21 protein-coding genes are annotated in these 17,801 nt (G+C 66.6%); 5 read left to right on the plus strand and 16 right to left on the minus strand.

Annotation, left to right across the window (positions count from 1 at the left end):
* Positions 1-118: 118 nt before the first annotated feature.
* The 9 genes from GGR13_RS01540 to GGR13_RS01580 form a co-directional block, all read right to left on the minus strand.
* On the minus strand, positions 119-1,960 hold the full coding sequence (locus GGR13_RS01540; RefSeq protein WP_183211697.1) for an ATP-binding protein: 1,842 nt from the start codon (positions 1,958-1,960) through the stop codon (positions 119-121).
* Positions 1,957-2,523 carry a heme NO-binding domain-containing protein gene (locus tag GGR13_RS01545; RefSeq protein ID WP_183211698.1) on the minus strand — a complete coding sequence of 189 codons (567 nt, stop codon included), beginning with the start codon at positions 2,521-2,523 and terminating at the stop codon, positions 1,957-1,959. Before GGR13_RS01545 ends, GGR13_RS01540 begins: the two co-directional genes overlap by 4 nt.
* Before the next feature lie 150 nt (positions 2,524-2,673).
* Positions 2,674-2,952: a hypothetical protein gene (locus GGR13_RS01550; protein WP_221230434.1), complete on the minus strand. Its 279-nt coding sequence runs from the start codon at positions 2,950-2,952 to the stop codon at positions 2,674-2,676.
* 93 nt (positions 2,953-3,045) lie between these two features.
* The gene (locus GGR13_RS01555) at positions 3,046-3,849 is read right to left on the minus strand and encodes a flagellin N-terminal helical domain-containing protein (protein ID WP_183211699.1); all 804 of its coding nucleotides are present in this window, start codon (positions 3,847-3,849) and stop codon (positions 3,046-3,048) included.
* A 324-nt stretch (positions 3,850-4,173) separates the two neighbouring features.
* Positions 4,174-4,440 carry a hypothetical protein gene (locus GGR13_RS01560; RefSeq protein ID WP_183211700.1) on the minus strand — a complete coding sequence of 89 codons (267 nt, stop codon included), beginning with the start codon at positions 4,438-4,440 and terminating at the stop codon, positions 4,174-4,176.
* Positions 4,431-4,904 carry a methyltransferase family protein gene (locus GGR13_RS01565; protein ID WP_343060277.1) on the minus strand — a complete coding sequence of 158 codons (474 nt, stop codon included), beginning with the start codon at positions 4,902-4,904 and terminating at the stop codon, positions 4,431-4,433. Before GGR13_RS01565 ends, GGR13_RS01560 begins: the two co-directional genes overlap by 10 nt.
* Positions 4,901-5,980, minus strand: a complete 1,080-nt coding sequence (locus tag GGR13_RS01570) for an isoaspartyl peptidase/L-asparaginase family protein (protein WP_183211701.1) — start codon at positions 5,978-5,980, stop codon at positions 4,901-4,903. The genes GGR13_RS01565 and GGR13_RS01570 overlap by 4 nt, the downstream gene beginning before the upstream one ends.
* Positions 5,981-6,041: 61 nt before the next feature.
* Positions 6,042-6,782, minus strand: coding sequence for a molybdopterin-synthase adenylyltransferase MoeB (locus GGR13_RS01575; RefSeq protein WP_183211702.1), 741 nt, complete (start codon positions 6,780-6,782; stop codon positions 6,042-6,044).
* 40 nt (positions 6,783-6,822) lie between these two features.
* Entirely contained in the window at positions 6,823-7,230 is a 408-nt protein-coding gene (locus GGR13_RS01580) for a BLUF domain-containing protein (RefSeq protein WP_281380531.1), read from the minus strand.
* A 125-nt stretch (positions 7,231-7,355) separates the two neighbouring features.
* Between GGR13_RS01580 and hslV the strand changes: the two genes are divergently transcribed.
* Positions 7,356-7,913: an ATP-dependent protease subunit HslV gene (hslV, locus tag GGR13_RS01585; protein ID WP_183211704.1), complete on the plus strand. Its 558-nt coding sequence runs from the start codon at positions 7,356-7,358 to the stop codon at positions 7,911-7,913.
* Positions 7,914-7,917: 4 nt separating this feature from the next.
* On the opposite strand, the gene GGR13_RS01590 is transcribed toward hslV, so the two are convergent.
* On the minus strand, positions 7,918-8,739 hold the full coding sequence (locus GGR13_RS01590; RefSeq protein ID WP_183211705.1) for an enoyl-ACP reductase FabI: 822 nt from the start codon (positions 8,737-8,739) through the stop codon (positions 7,918-7,920).
* Between the two features lie 170 nt (positions 8,740-8,909).
* Between GGR13_RS01590 and GGR13_RS01595 the strand changes: the two genes are divergently transcribed.
* Positions 8,910-10,547: a M28 family peptidase gene (locus GGR13_RS01595; protein ID WP_183211706.1), complete on the plus strand. Its 1,638-nt coding sequence runs from the start codon at positions 8,910-8,912 to the stop codon at positions 10,545-10,547.
* Here GGR13_RS01595 and GGR13_RS01600 read toward each other — a convergent pair.
* From GGR13_RS01600 to GGR13_RS01610, 3 genes are read right to left on the minus strand one after another with little or no spacing between them, the layout of a single operon-like run.
* Positions 10,544-11,806 carry a cation:proton antiporter domain-containing protein gene (locus tag GGR13_RS01600; RefSeq protein WP_183211707.1) on the minus strand — a complete coding sequence of 421 codons (1,263 nt, stop codon included), beginning with the start codon at positions 11,804-11,806 and terminating at the stop codon, positions 10,544-10,546. The genes GGR13_RS01595 and GGR13_RS01600 overlap by 4 nt on opposite strands.
* A gap of 50 nt (positions 11,807-11,856) precedes the next feature.
* Positions 11,857-13,005, minus strand: coding sequence for a GNAT family N-acetyltransferase (locus GGR13_RS01605; protein WP_183211708.1), 1,149 nt, complete (start codon positions 13,003-13,005; stop codon positions 11,857-11,859).
* 55 nt (positions 13,006-13,060) lie between these two features.
* Positions 13,061-13,519, minus strand: coding sequence for a RidA family protein (locus tag GGR13_RS01610; protein ID WP_183211709.1), 459 nt, complete (start codon positions 13,517-13,519; stop codon positions 13,061-13,063).
* A 111-nt stretch (positions 13,520-13,630) separates the two neighbouring features.
* Here GGR13_RS01610 and GGR13_RS01615 point away from each other — a divergent pair, with 111 nt between their 5' ends.
* Positions 13,631-14,548: a hypothetical protein gene (locus tag GGR13_RS01615; RefSeq protein WP_183211710.1), complete on the plus strand. Its 918-nt coding sequence runs from the start codon at positions 13,631-13,633 to the stop codon at positions 14,546-14,548.
* Here GGR13_RS01615 and GGR13_RS01620 read toward each other — a convergent pair.
* The 3 genes from GGR13_RS01620 to GGR13_RS01630 form a co-directional block, all read right to left on the minus strand.
* Positions 14,545-14,724, minus strand: coding sequence for a hypothetical protein (locus tag GGR13_RS01620; protein ID WP_183211711.1), 180 nt, complete (start codon positions 14,722-14,724; stop codon positions 14,545-14,547). The two genes, GGR13_RS01615 and GGR13_RS01620, sit on opposite strands and share 4 nt — an antisense overlap.
* Positions 14,717-15,793: a 4-hydroxyphenylpyruvate dioxygenase gene (hppD, locus tag GGR13_RS01625; RefSeq protein WP_183211712.1), complete on the minus strand. Its 1,077-nt coding sequence runs from the start codon at positions 15,791-15,793 to the stop codon at positions 14,717-14,719. The genes GGR13_RS01620 and hppD overlap by 8 nt, the downstream gene beginning before the upstream one ends.
* A 132-nt stretch (positions 15,794-15,925) precedes the next feature.
* On the minus strand, positions 15,926-16,576 hold the full coding sequence (locus GGR13_RS01630) for an exopolysaccharide biosynthesis protein (RefSeq protein ID WP_246347628.1): 651 nt from the start codon (positions 16,574-16,576) through the stop codon (positions 15,926-15,928).
* Positions 16,577-16,646: 70 nt separating this feature from the next.
* Between GGR13_RS01630 and GGR13_RS01635 the strand changes: the two genes are divergently transcribed.
* Together GGR13_RS01635 and GGR13_RS01640 are read left to right on the plus strand one after the other, a co-directional pair.
* Positions 16,647-17,183: a disulfide bond formation protein B gene (locus tag GGR13_RS01635; RefSeq protein WP_183211713.1), complete on the plus strand. Its 537-nt coding sequence runs from the start codon at positions 16,647-16,649 to the stop codon at positions 17,181-17,183.
* A gap of 15 nt (positions 17,184-17,198) precedes the next feature.
* Positions 17,199-17,780, plus strand: coding sequence for a demethoxyubiquinone hydroxylase family protein (locus GGR13_RS01640; RefSeq protein WP_183212262.1), 582 nt, complete (start codon positions 17,199-17,201; stop codon positions 17,778-17,780).
* Positions 17,781-17,801: the final 21 nt, after the last annotated feature.

Below are 17,801 nucleotides of genomic sequence, written 5' to 3' on the forward strand. Positions count from 1 at the left end.
GAAGGTTTAATGAGCGGCGGTTTGCGAAGCGGAATGTTGGTAACCGCCAGACGCGGTGCGGCCGAGCCAGCGCAGATCGCGGTCCAGGTGTCGACTGAGCCGGCGGCGCTTCGTGGTCTCAGTGGCTCAAGGCCACAGCGCTGGACGACGGGACGGCCTTGCCGCAGGCCGCAAGGACCGCGAACAGGGACGGCAGATGGATCGGCTTGGTCAGAACGCCATCGGCACCCGCCGCCATGTAGCGACTGACGTCGTCGGTAAACGCGTTTGCCGTCAGCATCTGGATGGTGGCGCCTGGCGCAAGATCGCCCGAGCGAATGCGCCGCACCGCTTCCACGCCGTCCATCACCGGCATGTTGGCGTCCATGAGGACCAGATCGAAACGCGCAGTGGCGAGGGCGTTGAGCGCCTGCTGCCCATCCTCGGCGAATGTGAGTTCGACATTGGCGGGGGCCAGGAGCAGTTGCAGGACCCGACGGTTTGCCGGGTTGTCCTCGGCCGCAAGCACGCGAAGGCCACCCTGAACCTCGTCGGGTTCCACGGGCTGTTCCAGATGAACGCGCGTGCTGGTCTCGACAGGGCACTGGAACCAGAATCGGCTGCGGCCGGTCTCGGTCCGGTCGGTGCCGATCTCGCCCCCGAGCAATCGGACATTGCCGGTGCAGATGGACAGACCCAGCCCTGTGCCCCCGGCCTCACGGCCGGTTTCAGTCTGTTCGAAGGGCTGGAAGATCCGCTCGCGGTCACTGTCGTCCACGCCCGGACCGCCATCGATGACCTCGACCCGAAGGGAGCCTTCGACAGAGGACACGCGAATGGCAATGCTTTCGCCTCGGGGCGTGAATTTGATGGCATTGGCGACCAGGTTGACGACGGTCTGCTCGATGCGCCCCTCGTCGGACCGGATCAGACGACTGCCAAGCTCGGTCGTGTCCAGCGACAGTTCGATCCCCTGCTCGCGCGCGTAGGGCGTCCAGATCCTGACGATGGCCCCGACCATGGTTCCAGGATCGAAGTCCGAAAGGTGCGCCGTCACCTCGTTGGCTTCGATCTTCGACATGTCGAGGACCGCGTTAAGGAGCCTCAGCAGCATCTCGCCAGAGGCCAGCACGCCATCGACAAGTTCGTGCTGCCCCGGCGTCAGCGGTTCTCGCCTGAGCGTCTGAGCCAGACCCAGGACCGCGTTCAGCGGGGTGCGGACCTCGTGGCTGGTGACGGCAAGGAAGGCGGACTTTGCCCGGCTGGCCTGCTCGGCCGCCCTGTGCTCGGCCTCGAGCGCAGCCTTGTCGATGGCCGCGCGATCGCTGTTGCGCTTGCGCTCGACCACACGACCCAATTGCGCACCGATCTGCTCGACCGTCCGCATCAACGTTTCGTCCGGTTCCCTCGGCCAGCCCTGGAAGAATTCCAGAACAGCCCCCACCTCGGTGCCGATCAGGGCGGGGAAGGCAAAGGCGGCACGGAGACCGCATTCCCGCGCGACCTGGGTGCGTTGAAAGTGGACGTCCAGGGCGATGTCGGAAATCCAGACGGCCTGTCGTTTCTGCAGCACACGACCTGGCAGGCTCGGGCCGGGGCCAAAGCTCATCGATTCCGTCACCCGGCGGAAGGCCTTGGCCTCTACACTTGAGTCCGAAGACCAGACGCCGGACGAGACCAGCTTGACGGTGTCGGACGGATAATCAGCGAGGATCCAGACATGGCCGGTCGCCCAGCCCGTGTAGGTGCAGATCTCGTCCAGGGCGACACGGAAGGCGTCTGACGGATCATCGAGCAGGTTTGCGGCACTGGCGATGGACTCGACCAGCTTCAGTCTCTGCCTTTTGACAAACAGATCGCGCGTGCCCTGCTCTGCGATGCGCTCGGCCATCTGACGGGCCTCCCGCTCACGCGCCAGTCGACGCTCCAGTCGCTCGATCTTCGCGAGAAGGTCGTCGGACGGGGCGGGCACGGAAATCACGCAGCCTTGACCTTGTCCAATGTCTCGGAAGACCAGGAGATGGCAAAGGTGCAGTGCGGCGCGCCATGAGACGTGCAGGTGACATGTTCGAAGGTCACGGATTCGCCGTACCAGACGGCGGTCCCTTCAACGAACCCCTGGGCCAGCGCACACATCCTGCGCGTGGAGATATAGTCCATGACCAGGTCGCCCGAACTGTTCGAGCGCATGTTGAAATGCGGGCAGGCTGCACCGGGGTAGAGCTTGCGGACCTCGGTATGAATCTGGCTGTTGATGCCTTCGACGAAGGTGCGCGCGTCCGGGGCGGCCGAGAAGAAGTCGGGATAGATGTCCGCCATCAGGGGAATGGCGTTCTGCCCGAACCAGCGCAGGACCTGATCCCGGTCCAGCTCGAGGTCCTGACCTGCTGCGGCAACCAGGGCTTCCATGTCGGAATCGGGATAGCTGCCCAGCGACGTATAGGCCCCGCTGACCTCTGCAGCGTCGATGAGCCGGTCCCACATGTCGTCTCCGAAGGCGCGCGACACCGCGCCCTCGAGAAGATTGAAAACCACGCCTTTCATTGCATCCCCCGCTGATATTCGACGAACGGTAGTCGTCGAAGACGAAGGAAGTATAAACCGGTGCGGTTCAGATGATCGTCTGACCGAGCCGCAGGGCAACCTTTGCGCCCGCCATGCCTCGGCGCGGTGATGACGGGTTCGCGCTGTCGATCAGGCCTTTGTGCTGGCGATCGTGCCAGTGGCGTAGAGCGGGTCGTTGATCAGACTGGCGACCGCGTCGCGGGACAACTGCTTGATGGTCTCGCCCGTCGAGCGGTCCACGGTCTTGTAGACATAGGTCCCCGCGCGGGGGCCCTGCTCGATCACCAGGCGGTAGTCCGCAGCCCGGGGTTCAGGCTCGGCCCGGGGGCGGCTGTCGGGAAGGTTCGTGCCGATCGACGGCGTCGGAAACGCGGCGACGGGGCTGACGGCGGAGGCTTCGCTGGACATCTCTCCTTACGCCGGACTTCAGGCGCCTTCTTGTTGCACGGGCCGGACGCGGTCGGGCGGAACCTTGCGGCTCCGCCCTCGCGTCTTGCGGCTTTAGCGGAACAGCGACAGCAGGATGCTGCTCGACTGGTTGGCGATCGACAGCGCCTGCACACCCAGCTGTTGCTTGGTCTGCAGGGCGGTCAGCTTTGCGCTTTCCTTGGCCAGGTCCGCGTCGACGAGGTTGCCGATGCCGGTCTCGATCGAGTCCTGGAGCTTCGAGGTGAAGGTCAGGCTGCGCTCGAGCGACTGCGACTGGCTGCCCAGGGTTCCGAGGAAACCCGTGAACGTATTGATGGCCGTATCCACAGCCGCGGCAGTGGCCCCGGCACGCAGAATGGCACCACCGGCGGTCGCGACGGTCGTTGCCGTGGCGACACCGATGTTGGAGGTGTTGCCTGTGGCACCCGTGCTGGTGAGCACGGTCTGCTGGGCGGTTGTTGTGAACAGGTTCACCCCGTCGAAGGACGAGCCCGCCAGCGCCTTGGTGATTTCGTTGCCGAGGGCATTGAAGTCAGCGAGGTAAGCGGTTTCGGCAGCCGAGCCGGCTGTCGAGGACTGGATGGAAACGGCGAGGCCCTTCTGCTTTTCGAGGGCCTCGACGATGGTTTCACCACCGGCGAGTGCGACGTCGACGATGGATTGACCGCGCTGGATGGAGTTCTTGACGGAGTTCAGGGCACCCAGTTCAGCGCGCTGGGCCGTCGAGATGGCGAAGATCGCTCCATTGTCCTTGGCGGACGAAACGTTCCTGCCGGTGTTGATGCGGTTCTGGGCGGTCGCCAGATCGCGGTTGGTCTGGTTCAGAGCCTGCAGAGCGATCTGCGAACCCGTGTTCGTATTGATGCTGTTAGCCACTTCGGGCCTCTTTCCTTCTGGATATACAGCCTCTTTTGAGGCGTGAGCCTTATGCTCATCCAGGCTGGTTCAAATGCGGGGCCACGATTCATAAAAAAGAGAGATGATGAATTTCATCGACTTATACGTTCAACTACGTATGCAGAATTTGCCGACCCGGCAGATCCTGCCTGGTCTTGTGGACATTCTTGCCGACCAGAGCGGTCCGATCGCAGGTTGTGAAGGCGCCGGAGCAATCGATGGGCGCTCAAGCTAAGCCGTTAGATAATCGTGCGAAAATACTCACGCACGCAGCCTGAGATATACCCTGTTCTGGGTATGCCCCTAGGCCGGGGGGGCCAGCAGCGCGCGGGCTTCGACGCCGGTACGGTTGGAACGGTCACGGACCTCGACCTCGACAAGGACGGCGCCAACCGGGTCGTGAGCCCAGATGTAGCGACGCTCGATCTCGACCGTTCGGCCCGAGGGCGCAAACCCTTCGAAGGTGTCGCCCCAGGGCGTCACCCGCCGGATCTCGGCCCATTTCAGGGACACCGCGGACGCGAGCTCCTCCTCGGCCATGACCCTGAGTTCGTCGTCGTTCACAGCCATCGCCGTACCTCCTGCCGGTAGCCCAGATAGGCGGGACCAAAGCGGGCCTGCAGATAAAGTTCCTCGCGCGCGATCACGAACCGGTCGATGACCAGAAGACAGGGCAGAAGCAGGATCAGCGCAGACGGGCTGTCCATGCCGATCGCCATGCCGGCATAGATGATGGCCATGCCGACATAGATCGGGTTCCGGGTGAGGCGGTAGATTCCGCCAGTGACAAGGGCGGTCGACGGCTTCCAGGGCTGGACAGCCGTCCGGGCCTTGCGGAACAGGCCGGCGGCCATGGCCTCGAGCCCGAACCCGATGACGAGGCCAGTGACCGCGAGGCCGCGGCGCCAGAGATCCGGCAGGCCCAGGCCGGGGACGTCGAACATTTGCCCTGTTCCCCATCCGGCCAGCAGGAAGCCGACATAGATCAGGGGTGGCGGCGCGATGACGCCCGGAATGTCGCGGTGTTCGCTCACTCCTCGTCGCCATAGATGGCGACCGAGATCGGCTCGCCCGGTGCCACGCGTCCCCGGTACATGCCCGAGGTGTTCATCGAGAAGGCGACGCGCCCATCCCGACCCATGACGATGACGCCGCCGTCTCCGCCGATCGAGGCGACGTCGGCGATCTCGGCATCGGCGGCGGCCTGGACCGACAGACCGTTGGCCGTGCGCATGCAGATGTCGCGCGCCACCGTCGCCCGGATGAAATATTCGCCCGAGCCCGTGGCCGACACCGCACAGCCATCGGCATTGGAGGCATAGGTCCCGGCCCCGATCACCGGCACATCGCCGACCCGGCCCCAGCGCTTGGCCGTCATGCCGCCGGTCGAGGTGCCCGCCGCGAGGTTCCCCGCGCTATCGAGGGCAACAGCGCCGACCGTGCCGAATTTGCGTTCGTTCAGCGGGGGCTGTGGCAGGCGGTTGACGGATGCCTGAGGGCCCGGGGCGCCAGCGGGACGCGCCGGGATGGGCAGGTTCTGCTCGCGCAACGCAGCCTCGAGCCCGCGCCAGCGGCGTTCGGTGAAGAAGAAGGACGGGTCGACCTGTTCCAGCCCGGCCGAGGCGGCAAAGGTCTCGGCCCCCTCGCCGATCAGCATGACGTGGGGGGATTTCTCCATGACGGCCCGAGCGGCCGCAATCGGGTGGCGGGTCCGGGTCAGGCCAGCAACCGCTCCCGCCGTTCGATCGGCCCCGTTCATGACCGCGGCATCCAGTTCATTGCGACCGGCGGCGGTGAAGACCGCTCCGCGTCCGGCGTTGAACAGCGGGTCATCCTCCATGATCTCGATCGCCGCCTGAACCGCATCCAGGGCGATCCCGCCGTCGGCCAGAACCTTTGAGCCTGCCTCCAGCGCCCGGGTCAGGGCAGCGCGATAGGCGGCGTCCTGTTCAGGGCTGAGATCGGCACGCTCGATCACACCGGCCCCGCCATGAATGGCGAAGGACCAGCGTGGCGCAACAGAAGGCGCGGCGCCCTTGGCCAGGACGGGGGACGCCAGGGCCGTCAGGGCGAGCGCGGCAGCAATCAGGGGGGCTGACTTGACGATCATCGGGGTCGGTCTCCGGTTTGGAGATCGACATTAGGACCCGACTCGGCGGCGGGGGAAGGCCTCAAACGCGCGCGCAGACGGGGCAGTCGGGGTCGGCGGTCACCCGCACCGTCCGGGCCGTGGCCGACAGGCCGTCATAAAGGAGGAGACGACCGGTCAGCGGCTCGCCCGCGCCGGTGATCTCCTTGATCGCCTCCAGCGCGGTCATGGCCCCGACAATGCCAGCCAGCGCCCCGACCACGCCGACGCGGGCACAGGTCTCGGCGTCAGAGGGGGCCTCGGCCACCAGGCAGCGATAGCAGGGTTGACCCGAAAAGATCCCGACCTGACCGCTCCAGCGGCCCAGAGCCCCGGACACCAGCGGCACGCCCGCGGCGACGCAGGCGGCATTGACGGTGAAACGGGTCTGGAAATCGTCGGTGCCGTCGATGATCAGATCATGGCCCGTGACCAGGCGTGCGGCATTGTCTGCCGACAGGGCGACGGGATGGGCCTCGATCCGCACATGGGGGTTGAGGGCGGTGAGGCGCTGGCTCACGACCTCGACCTTGCCTCGCCCGACATCATCGGTCGCAAAGGCGATCTGGCGCTGGAGGTTCGACAGGCCGACTGTGTCTGCATCGACCAGACCGATCGTGCCGACCCCGGCGGCCGCCAGATAGAGCGCGGCCGGTCCGCCAACGCCCCCAACGCCCACGATCAGGATGCGCGCCGCGGCCAGCTTCTGCTGTCCTGGACCTCCGATCTCGGACAGGACCAGATGGCGCGCATAGCGCTCGATTTCTTCATCAGAGAAGGCCACGCCCCGCCATACGCCGGACGCGCCGGGTGGTCACGCGCGATCAGGCCGCGATGCGATATTCCAGCATGGCCTCGAGCGAGCCATGGGTGACGTGATCCAGATCGGTCAGACCGACGTGATCCAGTGTCCGCTGCGGTTCATGACAGACGGTGACCGCTTCGGTCAGGGCGCGCTCCCGGATCGGCATATCGCAGACCATGCGCAAGGGCCCCAGGCGGGCATCGGAGTCCAGACGACGCAACAGCCTGTCGACGTCCACGCGCTGGCCCTCGATGACCTGAACGACCTGTCCGTCATGAAACAGCATGGAGGTGCACAGGTGATCGCGACGATTGTTGACGTCGGACACGCCCACGATCTGTGCCATCGACAGCGGAGAACGGCCTGCGGTCCCGATCAAATTACTCACATAGGCCACGCGAACAAGCACGACGTTACTCCGGAACATCCCTCCAAATGAGACGTTCGAGCAGGTTAACTGCGTTTACGGGCAATTTCGTGGCCTAATGCCCGCATTGAAATTGCTCATGAAGCGCCTTGTCCGGCCGTAATTCCGTCGCCATTTGATCGGCCATGACCGACCAGACCTTCCTCCCCGGCCCCGGCTGGCATGGCACCACCATCCTCGCCGTGCGCAAGAACGGGCGCACCGTCATTGCCGGCGACGGCCAGGTTTCAATGGGGCCGACCATCGTCAAAGGGGCGGCTCGCAAGGTCCGCGTGCTGGCCGGCGGCAAGGTGCTGGCCGGGTTTGCAGGCGCAACAGCGGATGCCTTCACCCTGATCGAGCGGCTGGAGGCCAAGCTGGAACAGTATCCGGACCAGCTGGCGCGGGCCTGTGTCGACCTGGCGAAGGACTGGCGGACCGACCGCTACCTGCGCAAGCTCGAGGCCATGCTGCTGGTCGCCGACAGGACCTCGATCTTCACCGTCACCGGCGTCGGCGATGTGCTGGAGCCCGAGCACGGCGTGGCGGCGGTCGGATCGGGCGGCAACTATGCGTTCGCCGCCGCCCGCGCCCTGATCGACCACACCGACCTCGATGCCGAGACCATCGCGCGCCAGGCCATGGCCATCGCGGCGGACATCTGCGTCTACACCAACGGCAATCTGACGGTGGAGACGCTCTAGGGCGCTACGCCTCCTCGTCGCCCGCCAGGCCCATCATGTGGAAGCCGGCGTCGACGTGAACGACCTCGCCCGTGGTTGACAGACCCAGGTCCGACAGCAGCCACAGGGCACAGCCGGCGACGCCCTCCATCGAGGTGTCCTCCTTCATGGCCGACATGGCGCGGCCCTGGGCGATCATGCCGCGACCGCCCGAGATTCCCGCCAGCGACAGGGTGCGCATGGCCCCCGCGCTGATGGCGTTGACGCGGATTCCCTTCGGCCCCAGGTCGCGGGCGATGTAGCGGGTCGCGGCCTCCAGCGCGGCCTTGGCCACACCCATGGTGTTGTAGTTCGGGATGGCGCGCTCGGATCCCAGATAGGTCATGGTGACCAGCGACCCGCCGTTCGGCATCAGGCGCGAGGCGCGCTTGGCCACGTCCACGAAGCTGAAGGCCGAGATGTTCATGGCCAGCAGGAAGCTGTCGCGGCTGGTGTTCTCGACGAACGAACCCTTCAGCTCGTCCTTGTTGGCGAAGGCCACCGAATGGACGACGAAGTCGATGGTGCCGAACTCGGCTTCCAGCTGGGCGAAGGCGGCGTCCATCGAGGCGTCGTCGGTGACGTCGGCCTGGATCAGAAGTTTCGCACCCACGCTCTCGGCCAGCGGGTGCACCCGGCGCTCCAGCCCCTCGCCCATATAGGTGAAGGCCAGCTCGGCCCCCTGGGCGGCCAGTTGCGAGGCGATGCCCCAGGCGATGGAGTTGGCGTTGGCCACGCCCATGATCAGGCCCTTCTTGCCCTTCATCAGCTCGCCCTTGGGCATGGTCCAGGCGGATTCGGTGGCCATCGTCTCAGTCTCCTGTCTGTGGGGCCGGCGCATTCGTCGGCGAGGCCCTGTCTGGCGGTCTTTCTGGACGGGGGCGTGCGTCGAGACAAGCGGGCAAGGCGATGACGCGTCGTGCTGGACAGCCATGCAGCCACATGGGACGGATTGGCCTGTGCCTTGAGGACCCTGCCATGATCGCCTTCCACCGTCTCGCCGCCGCCGCCGTGCTCAGCCTGTCGGTTGCGGGGCCCGTCCTGGCCCAGACCCCGGCAGCCCCGATGCTGGATGCCGCTGCGATCAAGCGCGATGTCGAGGTCCTGTCCGGCGACGCCTATGCCGGGCGCGGCCCGGGCGAGGTCGGCGAGGAAAAGACGCTGGCCTATCTGGTCGAGCAGTTCGCGGCAGCGGGCCTGCAGCCGGGCGGTCAGAACGGTGGCTGGTTCCAGGACGTGGCCCTGACCCGATACCAGCGCGACAATGCCAGCGTGTCTATCCGGCTGAATGGCGAGATCCAGCCGCTCGAGCTGGTGCGCGATCTGAGTGTCACCTCGATGCATATCGGACAGACGCGGATCGAGGACGCCGGGCTGGTCTTCGTTGGCTTTGGCGTGGATGACCTGGGCTGGGACCAGTTCGCGGGCGCGGACCTGACCGGCAAGGTGGCGGTCGTCCTGCTGAACGACCCGGACTATGCTTCCGACGTTGGTCCGTTCAACGGCCGCAACCGCAGTCCGCAGGGCGGACTGGGGGCCAAGAAACGGGCGGCCTTTGCGCGCGGGGCGGTGGCCGTGCTGCAGATCCACCAGTTCGAGACGGCCTCCTGGCCCTGGCAGCAGATCGCGAATTCGGACCCCGACCCCAAATTCGTTCGCGGACCGGCTCCCGAGCGCGGCGTGGACACCAGCGGAGCGATCCGCTGGGAGGCGGCGGTCGATCTGTTCGCCAAGGCCGGGTTCGACCTGCCTGCGCTGGCTCTGTCGGCCCGCGAACAGGCGTTCCGGGCGGTCGAGGTGCCGGGCGTGACCCTGTCGACGGAATTCAGCATTGCCGCCTCGCCTATGGTCACGCGCAATGTCGTGGCCCTGCAGCCGGGCACGGACCGGGCGGACGAGACGGTCATCTATGGCGCGCACTGGGATGCCTATGGCATCGGGCCGGCGGACGATCGCGGCGACCGCCTTCGCAACGGGGCCATCGACAACGGCATCGGGACGGCAACCCTGCTGGAGATTGCCCGGACCTATGCCAAGGCCCTGGCCCCGCGCCGCAGCGTCCTGTTCATCGGCTATACGTCCGAGGAAGACGGGCTGCTGGGCGCCTATGAATATGCCAACGCCCCCCTGCGGCCACTGGAGACCACGGCGGCGGTATTCAACCTCGACCCCCATCTGGCCCTGCCGATGACCCGCAGTCTGGAGCTAATCGGGGCGGGCCGGACGGGGCTGGAAGTGGACCTGGCGCGGGTGGCGGCCGGCCAGGGTCTGTCGATCGAGGCGGAGCATGATCCGGCGGCCGGCTGGTACGGGCGGTCCGACCATTTCACCTTTGCCGAACAGGCGGTGCCGACGGTCTATTTCCGGGCGGGAAGCGATCTGGTCGAGGGCGGGACCACGCGCGGCATGGCGATGATCCGGGCCTACAACAGCCAGCACTATCATCAGCGGACCGACGAGTTCGATCCGGCCTGGGACATGGCGGCGGCGGCGCAGGAGGGCACGGTCGCCTATCTGCTGGGACGCGAGGTGGCCGACAGCGACCGCTGGCCGAACTGGAACGAAGGTGTGCCTTACCGGGCGCGCCGGGACGCCAGCGCGGCGGCCCGGGACTAGGCCTTGCCGGCCCGACGTCCCATCCGGTCGAGCAGTTGCATCAGGGGCGTCGCGGTGATGCCGTGGACGACGATCGAGACCAGGACGATGAAGCCCGTGATGGCCCACAGCCGCTCGGAACTGCCGAACTCGGCGTGGTTCAGGCCATAGGCGACATAATAGACCGACCCCAGGCCCCGGATGCCCAGCCAGGCCATCATCAACCGGTCCCGATAGGGCAGTGACGACCCGACGAAGGAGACCATGGCCGCCAGCGGGCGGACGATGAACAGGATGGCCAGGCCGATGAGCGCATCGGTCCAGGTCAGGCTGTCCAGCAGGCCATTGGCGAGCGCCCCGCCGAACAGGACCAGCAGCAGCATCATGATCAGCCGCTCGATCTGTTCGGCGAAGTCATGCATCTCCTCGTGGAAATCATCCTCGCGCTCAGCGGCCCGGATCGTCAGGGCACAGACGAAGACGGCCAGAAAGCCATAGCCGTGCACGACCTCGGTCAGGCCATAGGCGATGAAGGTGGCTCCGACCGCGACCAGACCATCGGCATGGCGCGACAGGCCCTTGAGGCGGTCCCCGAAGATGAGCCAGCCCATGGCACGACCGATGCCCCAGCCCATGGCGCAGCCGGCCGCCAGCTTCCAGGCCACGTCGACGGCCAGCCAGGTGGTCAGATCCGCGAGCTTGAACCCGCTCAAGGCCGTGACACCGCCCGCAGCGGCCAGGATCGCCAGATTGACGAAGGGAAAGGCCAGGGCGTCGTTTAGTCCGGCTTCGGACGTCAGGCCGAAGCGGACCTCATTCTCCTCGCCCGAGCGCGGCGGTCCTGTCTGGACGTCGGACGCCAGCACCGGATCGGTCGGTGCCATGGCCGCCCCCAGCAGCATCGCCATGGCCAGGCTGAAGCCCAGCCCGGCCAGCCCGAGCCAGGCGACGGCGACAATGGTGATCGGCATGGCGATACCCAGCAGCCGCCAGGTCGGGGCCCAGCCGCGCCAGCCGATCGGGCGGTCCAGCTTCAGCCCCGCGCCCATCAGCGAGATGATGACCACCAGCTCGGTCAGCCGCTCGGTCAGGGTGTCGTAGGATCGCGGGTCCGGATTGAAATTCAGCCACCCCAGGCTGAACACGCCGACGCCGAGCGCGACGCAGATCATCGCCAGCGACAGCGGCACGGTCTTCAGTCCCTTCGGAGCCCACGACACCAGCAGGATGATCAGGCCGAGCGCCACGAGAAACAGGATGTAGGGTGTGGGAGCGGACACTCAGGACCTTTCAATCGCACCCTAACGCGGGCTCTTCGGTTTCGGCTGCGTCATAGCGGATCGCGATAGGGGGAGTATTCCAGGGTCATGGCCTCGATCCCCGCTGCCACGCCCTCGCGTTCCTGATCGAGATAGCGGGCGACCGGCTCACGCAGGCCTTTCGGGGCGATGTAGTGGGCGGAGTAGACGGGGGTCGGCAGATAGCCCCGCGCGATCTTGTGCTCGCCCTGGGCCCCGGCCTCGACGCGGGACAGGCCGCGCGAAATGGCGAATTCGATGGCCTGATAGTAGCAGAGCTCGAAATGCAGGAAGGGAACATCGTCCAGCGTGCCCCACTGTCGCCCGTACAGGGCATCGCGGCCGATCAAGTTCAGGGCGCCGGCGATCGGCACCCCGTCACGGAAGGCCATGACCAGGGCGATCCGGTCGGCCATGGTCGCACCGATCCGGCTGAAGAAGTCCCGCGTCAGATAGGGCCGCCCCCATTTGCGGCTGCCGGTGTCGATATAGAAGGCGAAGAAGGCGTCCCAGTGGGTCTCCTCGATCTCGCTGCCCGTCAGGACCCGGATGTCCAGGCCCGCCTGTGCGTCCCGGCGCTCGCGGCGGATGGTCTTGCGACGGTTGGACGACAGCACGGCCAGAAAATCGTCGAAGGTTTTGTAGTCGCGATTGGGCCAGATGAACTGCATGTCCAGACGCGGCAGCAGGCCAGCCTCGGTCATGTCGCGCCATTCCTCCTGGGTCGGAAAATTGACGTGGAGGGATGAGGCCCCCTGATGGTCGCAAAGCTGCACGGCCCCCTGGATCAGGGCCTCGCGAACCATCCCGGCCTCGGCGGAGGAATGGGCAAGGAAGCGAGGACCCGTGGCGGGGGTGAAGGGCACGGCCCCGAGCAATTTCGGATAATACTGCCCTCCGGCCCGCTGCCAGGCGTCGGCCCAATTGTGGTCGAAGACATATTCCCCCTGGCTGTGGGACTTCAGATACAGCGGCATGACACCGATCACGGACCCGTCGGGATCGTGCAGCGACAGATGCCGCGGACCCCAGCCCTGACGCGGGGTGGCGCTGCCGGAGGCCTCGCAGGCATGCAGGAAGTCGTAGCAGACGAAGGGGTCGCCGGTGGGCAGGGCGCAGGCGTCCCAGGCTGGCTGTCCGATGGCCGCGATCCGGTCGTGGACGCGGATCTCCAGACTCACGCCCGGTGGTCCGCGCGAGGCCAGGTTTTCACCGGAGGAAGCAGGGTTTTCAGGGTCACTTCACCTCGACGACGGCATCGACCTCGACGGCGAAACCGAGCGGCAGCTTGTAGACACCCACGGCCGCACGCGCGTGACGCCCGGCGTCGCCGAAGACCTTGACCATCAGGTCCGAACAGCCGTTGATGACCGCCGGAACGGCCGTGAATTCCGGTCCGGCCTGGACGAAGCCCCCCAGTTTGACCACGCGGACCACGCGGTCCAGATCCCCGTCCAGAGCGGCGGCCATCTGGGCCAGCAGGTTGATGCCGCACAGGCGGGCCCCTTCGACGGCCTGTTCCTGGGTGACATCCACGCCGACCGTGCCCTTCAGCCCCCCAGAAGCGTCGTTCGACAGCTGACCCGAGATGTGCAGCAGATTGCCGGTGCGGACAAAGCCGACATAGTTGGCCACGGCCTTGGCGGGTTCGGGCAGGACGATGCCGAGATCGGCAAGGCGGGCGTTGGCGCTCATGGTCGGTCACTCCGTGGATCTGACCGGGTCTTAGCGCGCGCCGCTGGCGTCGTCATCCGTCGAAGCCGCGGCTTAACGCTACGCCAACGGGTTTCCGCCAGGGTGACGGCCATGGACTTCCTGACCCATGCCCACATCGAGGCCTTTCAGGCCATCCGGAACCGGCTGAACGACGTCGATCGGGATCGGGTCGACGCGGCCTCGGTCGAGGCCCTGGACCCCGCACGAGCTGCAGCGCACCACTGGAATTTCGAGCTGCCGGCCCATGCGGCGGATGCCGCCCTGGGGTCCGATGCGACCGACGACATGCGCCGCGCCCTGATCGCGACCTGGGCGCTGGAAATGCCCGAACGGGTCGCGGCGGAAAACCTGCCGGTCGAGGTGACGGAGCTGTACCCCTGGTGGCTGGACCGTCTGTCGGAATTCCTGATCGCCTCCGAAGGCGGCTATGACCGTGATCACTGGGCCAAGGACGTCAGGCTGGTCCTGGTGCTCAGCGTTCCGGGTGCCCGATCCCAGATTCTCGATCTGTCGTCACGGGTGGGGCCGCGGGAGGTGTTGCGCAGCGCTCTGGACGGTCATGGATGGGGTGCGGTCCTTGCCTATCTGAAGGCCCAGGGCTGGCGGCGCATCTGGCTGCAGAACCACACCGAAAGCCGCCACACCCAGGACTTCAACGAGGCGGGCTGGGACCGCACATGGATGACGTCGGCCGCGATCTGCCGGACGCGGCCAGAGCTCGCCGGCACGATGGGGGCCAGCTGGTTCTATGATCCGCAGCTCGAGACCATCAGCCCCCGCCTGAACTATCTGAGACTCAACCCGCTGAAGGGCGGAGCCTTCATGATCCATCAGGGCCCGGGCGAGATCCATTCACAGCGCAGCGGGGCGACCTCCCCGACCCGGCGGGGCCTGATCGAAAGCGGTGCCTACACACCGCACTCCTGGCTGCTGGCCTGGCCCCGTTCGACCCTGATCCCCTGGGCCGGGCAACAGGCGGCCGAGCTGAACCGGCAGGCCGCCGCCTAGCGTCCGAAGCGACGCCAGAGCGACAGGCCGATCACCGGCAGGAAGCCGCCGACCAGGGCGGCGATCAGGACGGTCCAGAAATCCCCTCCCAGACCGTATCGCCCCACCCCTGCCCCGACCCCGGCCGCCAGCAGCGGACCGAGCCAGGGCAGATGATGCAGAAACCGGTCAGGCATCGACCTTGATGACCCCGCGGCGGATCTGGTCCAGCTCGATCGAGTCGAACAGGGCCTGGAAATTGCCCTCGCCGAACGCCTGGTTGCCCTTGCGCTGGATGATCTCGAAGAAGATCGGGCCGAACATGTCCTGGGTGAAGATCTGCAGCAGCAGGCCGTCGTCGTCAGAGCCATCGATCAGGATGCGGTTCTTGCGCATCCGGGCCACGTCCTCGCCGTGGTTGGGCAAGCGTTTGTCGATCAGTTCGAAATAGGTCTCGATCGTATCCTGGAAGGGCACGCCCCGGCGCTTCAGCTCCTCCACCGTCTCGAAGATGTTGTCGGTGGCCAGGGCGATGTGCTGGATGCCCTCGCCGTTGTAGCGGCGCAGGAATTCCTCGATCTGGGAGGAATCGTCCTGGCTCTCGTTCAGCGGAATGCGGATGGCGCGGTCGGGGGCGATCATCGCCTGGGAGAACAGGCCGGTCGCCTTGCCCTTGATATCGAAATACTTCTGCTCCTCGAAGGCGAAGACCTCGCCATAGAAGCCGGACCATGTGCGCATCTGGCCGCGCCGCACATTGTGGGTCAGATGGTCGAGCATGTGCAGGCCAACGGTGTTGCGGCGCTCGGCCTCTTCCCAGCCCTCGATCTCGTCCCAGCCCTCGTACAGCGAGCCGCCCTCGCCATAGGCATCGATCAGGTACAGCAGCGAGCCGCCGATGCCGCGCAGCACATAGGCCCCCTGACCGAGCGCGCCTCCATCATGCATTTCCGCCGAATGGGCACCGCGTTCGAGCGCACTCTCGTAGGCGGCCTTGGCGTCGGCGACGCGGAAGGCCATGCCATTGGCGGAAGGGCCATGATCCCGGGCGAACTCGCCCGCATGGCCGGCGGGAGCCGTGTGCACGAGAAAGGAGATGTCGCCCTGCTTCAGCCGGACCACGCCGTTGGCCGGGTTCCTGTGCGTCTGGACAAAGCCCATGGTCTCGAGCTGGGCGATCATGGCCGGGGTGTCGGGGCCGGTGAACTCGACGAATTCGAAGCCGTCGACGCCGAGGGGGTTGTCGTGCGTGGTCGCGTCCGTCATGCGGGCGTCTCCTGGAGATGGGTGGACCTGTGCCGGCCCGATTGCGGCGGAACCTAGTGGGCCGGGGCCCTCAAGCCAAGGCGCAGGATGCGGGTTCAGGGCCGCCCCGTCGCCACAAGCCGTAAATGGCGATCACATCCCCGGCATCAGCCGCAGCGCCCAGTCGGCCCCGAGCAGAAGCCCCACCCCGACGGCCGACAGCAGACCGACCCACCCGGTGGCCACGGCAGCGCCGGCCAGGACGAACAGCCCGTCCCTCTGGATCAGCCCCACTGCCAGCAGCGACAGGGCCACGGACGGGATCGTGTTGGTCATCGGCAGGACGATGGTGACCGTGGCCAGGATCATGAAGATCGCTGCAAACCGCTCGCCCGGGCCCACGGAAAATGCCTTCAGCCGCGGCCGCGACAGCCGTTCCAGCCAGCCCAGCCGCTTCTCTGTGAAATCGGCCATCCCCTCGAGCCAGGCAGCGCGAGCCCGCAGGTTCAGGAACCAGCGCGGAAGCCAGGGCTCTTCGCGCCCGAGGAGAAGCTGGAAGGCGAGGATCAGTATGGCCAGGCCGACGACCTGGGGCACGCCATACAGGCCCGGGACCAGGCAGGGGATGGCCAGGATCAGGACCAGCAGCCCATAGGCGCGTTCGTCCAGCCGGTCGCGGATCTCGGCCACGGTCAGCCCCGTCCCGGCCCCATCGTCGGCAAGGCGACGCAGCAGGCGCGCCAGATCCTGGCGATCGTCGTCGCTGTGCTGATCCCGCGGCATCTCGGTCAGGGGCAAGGTCATGGGCGGCGTCATAGACGATGGGGCGTCAGGCGCAATCGACGCCGTGCCCGGTCCCGTCTAAACAGACACGATGAGATCTGCCTTTGTGCTCCTGACCCGCTGGTGGACGGCGTTTGCGCTGGCCCTGTCGCTCGCCATGCTGGGCGCTGCGCACGCGTTCGAGCGCTTTGCGGGGCTGGAACCCTGTAATCTGTGCCTCAAGCAGCGCGAGACCTACTGGGCGGCCGTGGCCGTGGCGGCGGTCGCGACAGGCTGGGCCATCGTCAGCCGGGCCAGCCGGGGCACGCCCCGCATCGCCTCCTTCCTGCTGTTTGCGGTCTTCACGACGGGTGCGATCACCGCGGGCTTCCACGCCGGGGGCGAACTGAAATGGTGGGACCTGCCCGCGACCTGTTCGGCCGCTGGTGGAGCCCTCAGCCTCGACGGGCTGACGGCCTTTGCTCTCGGGACGTCGGCGCCGATCACCTTCGTCGGCTGCGACGCGGTGACGTGGTCCTTCCTCGGCCTGTCCATGGCAGGATGGAACACGCTGATCGCGGCGTCCCTGGCCGGGTTCAGCCTGTTTGCCTCCAAGCGCCCGAAGGATGCCCGGGCCCCGGGGCGCTGAGTTCGAGTGGCCAAGATGACGTTTGCCGACAATCCCTCCCGCGACATTCCCCTGCCCCGTCCCGGGCGCGGCGCCGGGCGGGCGCGGCTGGCTGAAATCCTGCGCGTCGATCACGCGGGCGAGTACGGGGCCGTCCAGATCTACAAGGCCCAGCGTGCCGTCTTCGAGGGCCTGCGCGGCAAGGAAAGTCTGACCCGGGACCTGACCGAGATGCAGGGGCATGAGGCCGTCCACAAGGCGCGGTTCGATGCCCTGCTGAACGAACACCGCGTCCGGCCGACGGCCCTTCTGCCGCTCTGGCATATCGCAGCGGTCGGGCTGGGGGTGGGCACGGCCCTGATGGGCGAGAAGGCCGCCCATGCCTGCACCGAGGCGGTCGAAAGCGTCATCGAGAAACATTACGCCGACCAGATCGTCGAACTGGCCGACCGCGAGCCGGCCTTGGCGGCCGAGCTGACCCAGTTCCGTGACGAGGAACTGGAACACCACGATCACGCCATCGAACACGGCAGCCGCGAGGCTCCGGCCTATCGGCTGCTGTCCGCAGTGATCAAGGTCGGGTGCCGGGTGGCGATCAAGGTGTCCGAACGGGTCTGAAGGCCCGACACGGGGTTGCAA

Origin of the sequence: Brevundimonas variabilis (assembly GCF_014199945.1) — a bacterium.
Taxonomy (GTDB): Bacteria; Pseudomonadota; Alphaproteobacteria; order Caulobacterales; family Caulobacteraceae; genus Brevundimonas; species Brevundimonas variabilis.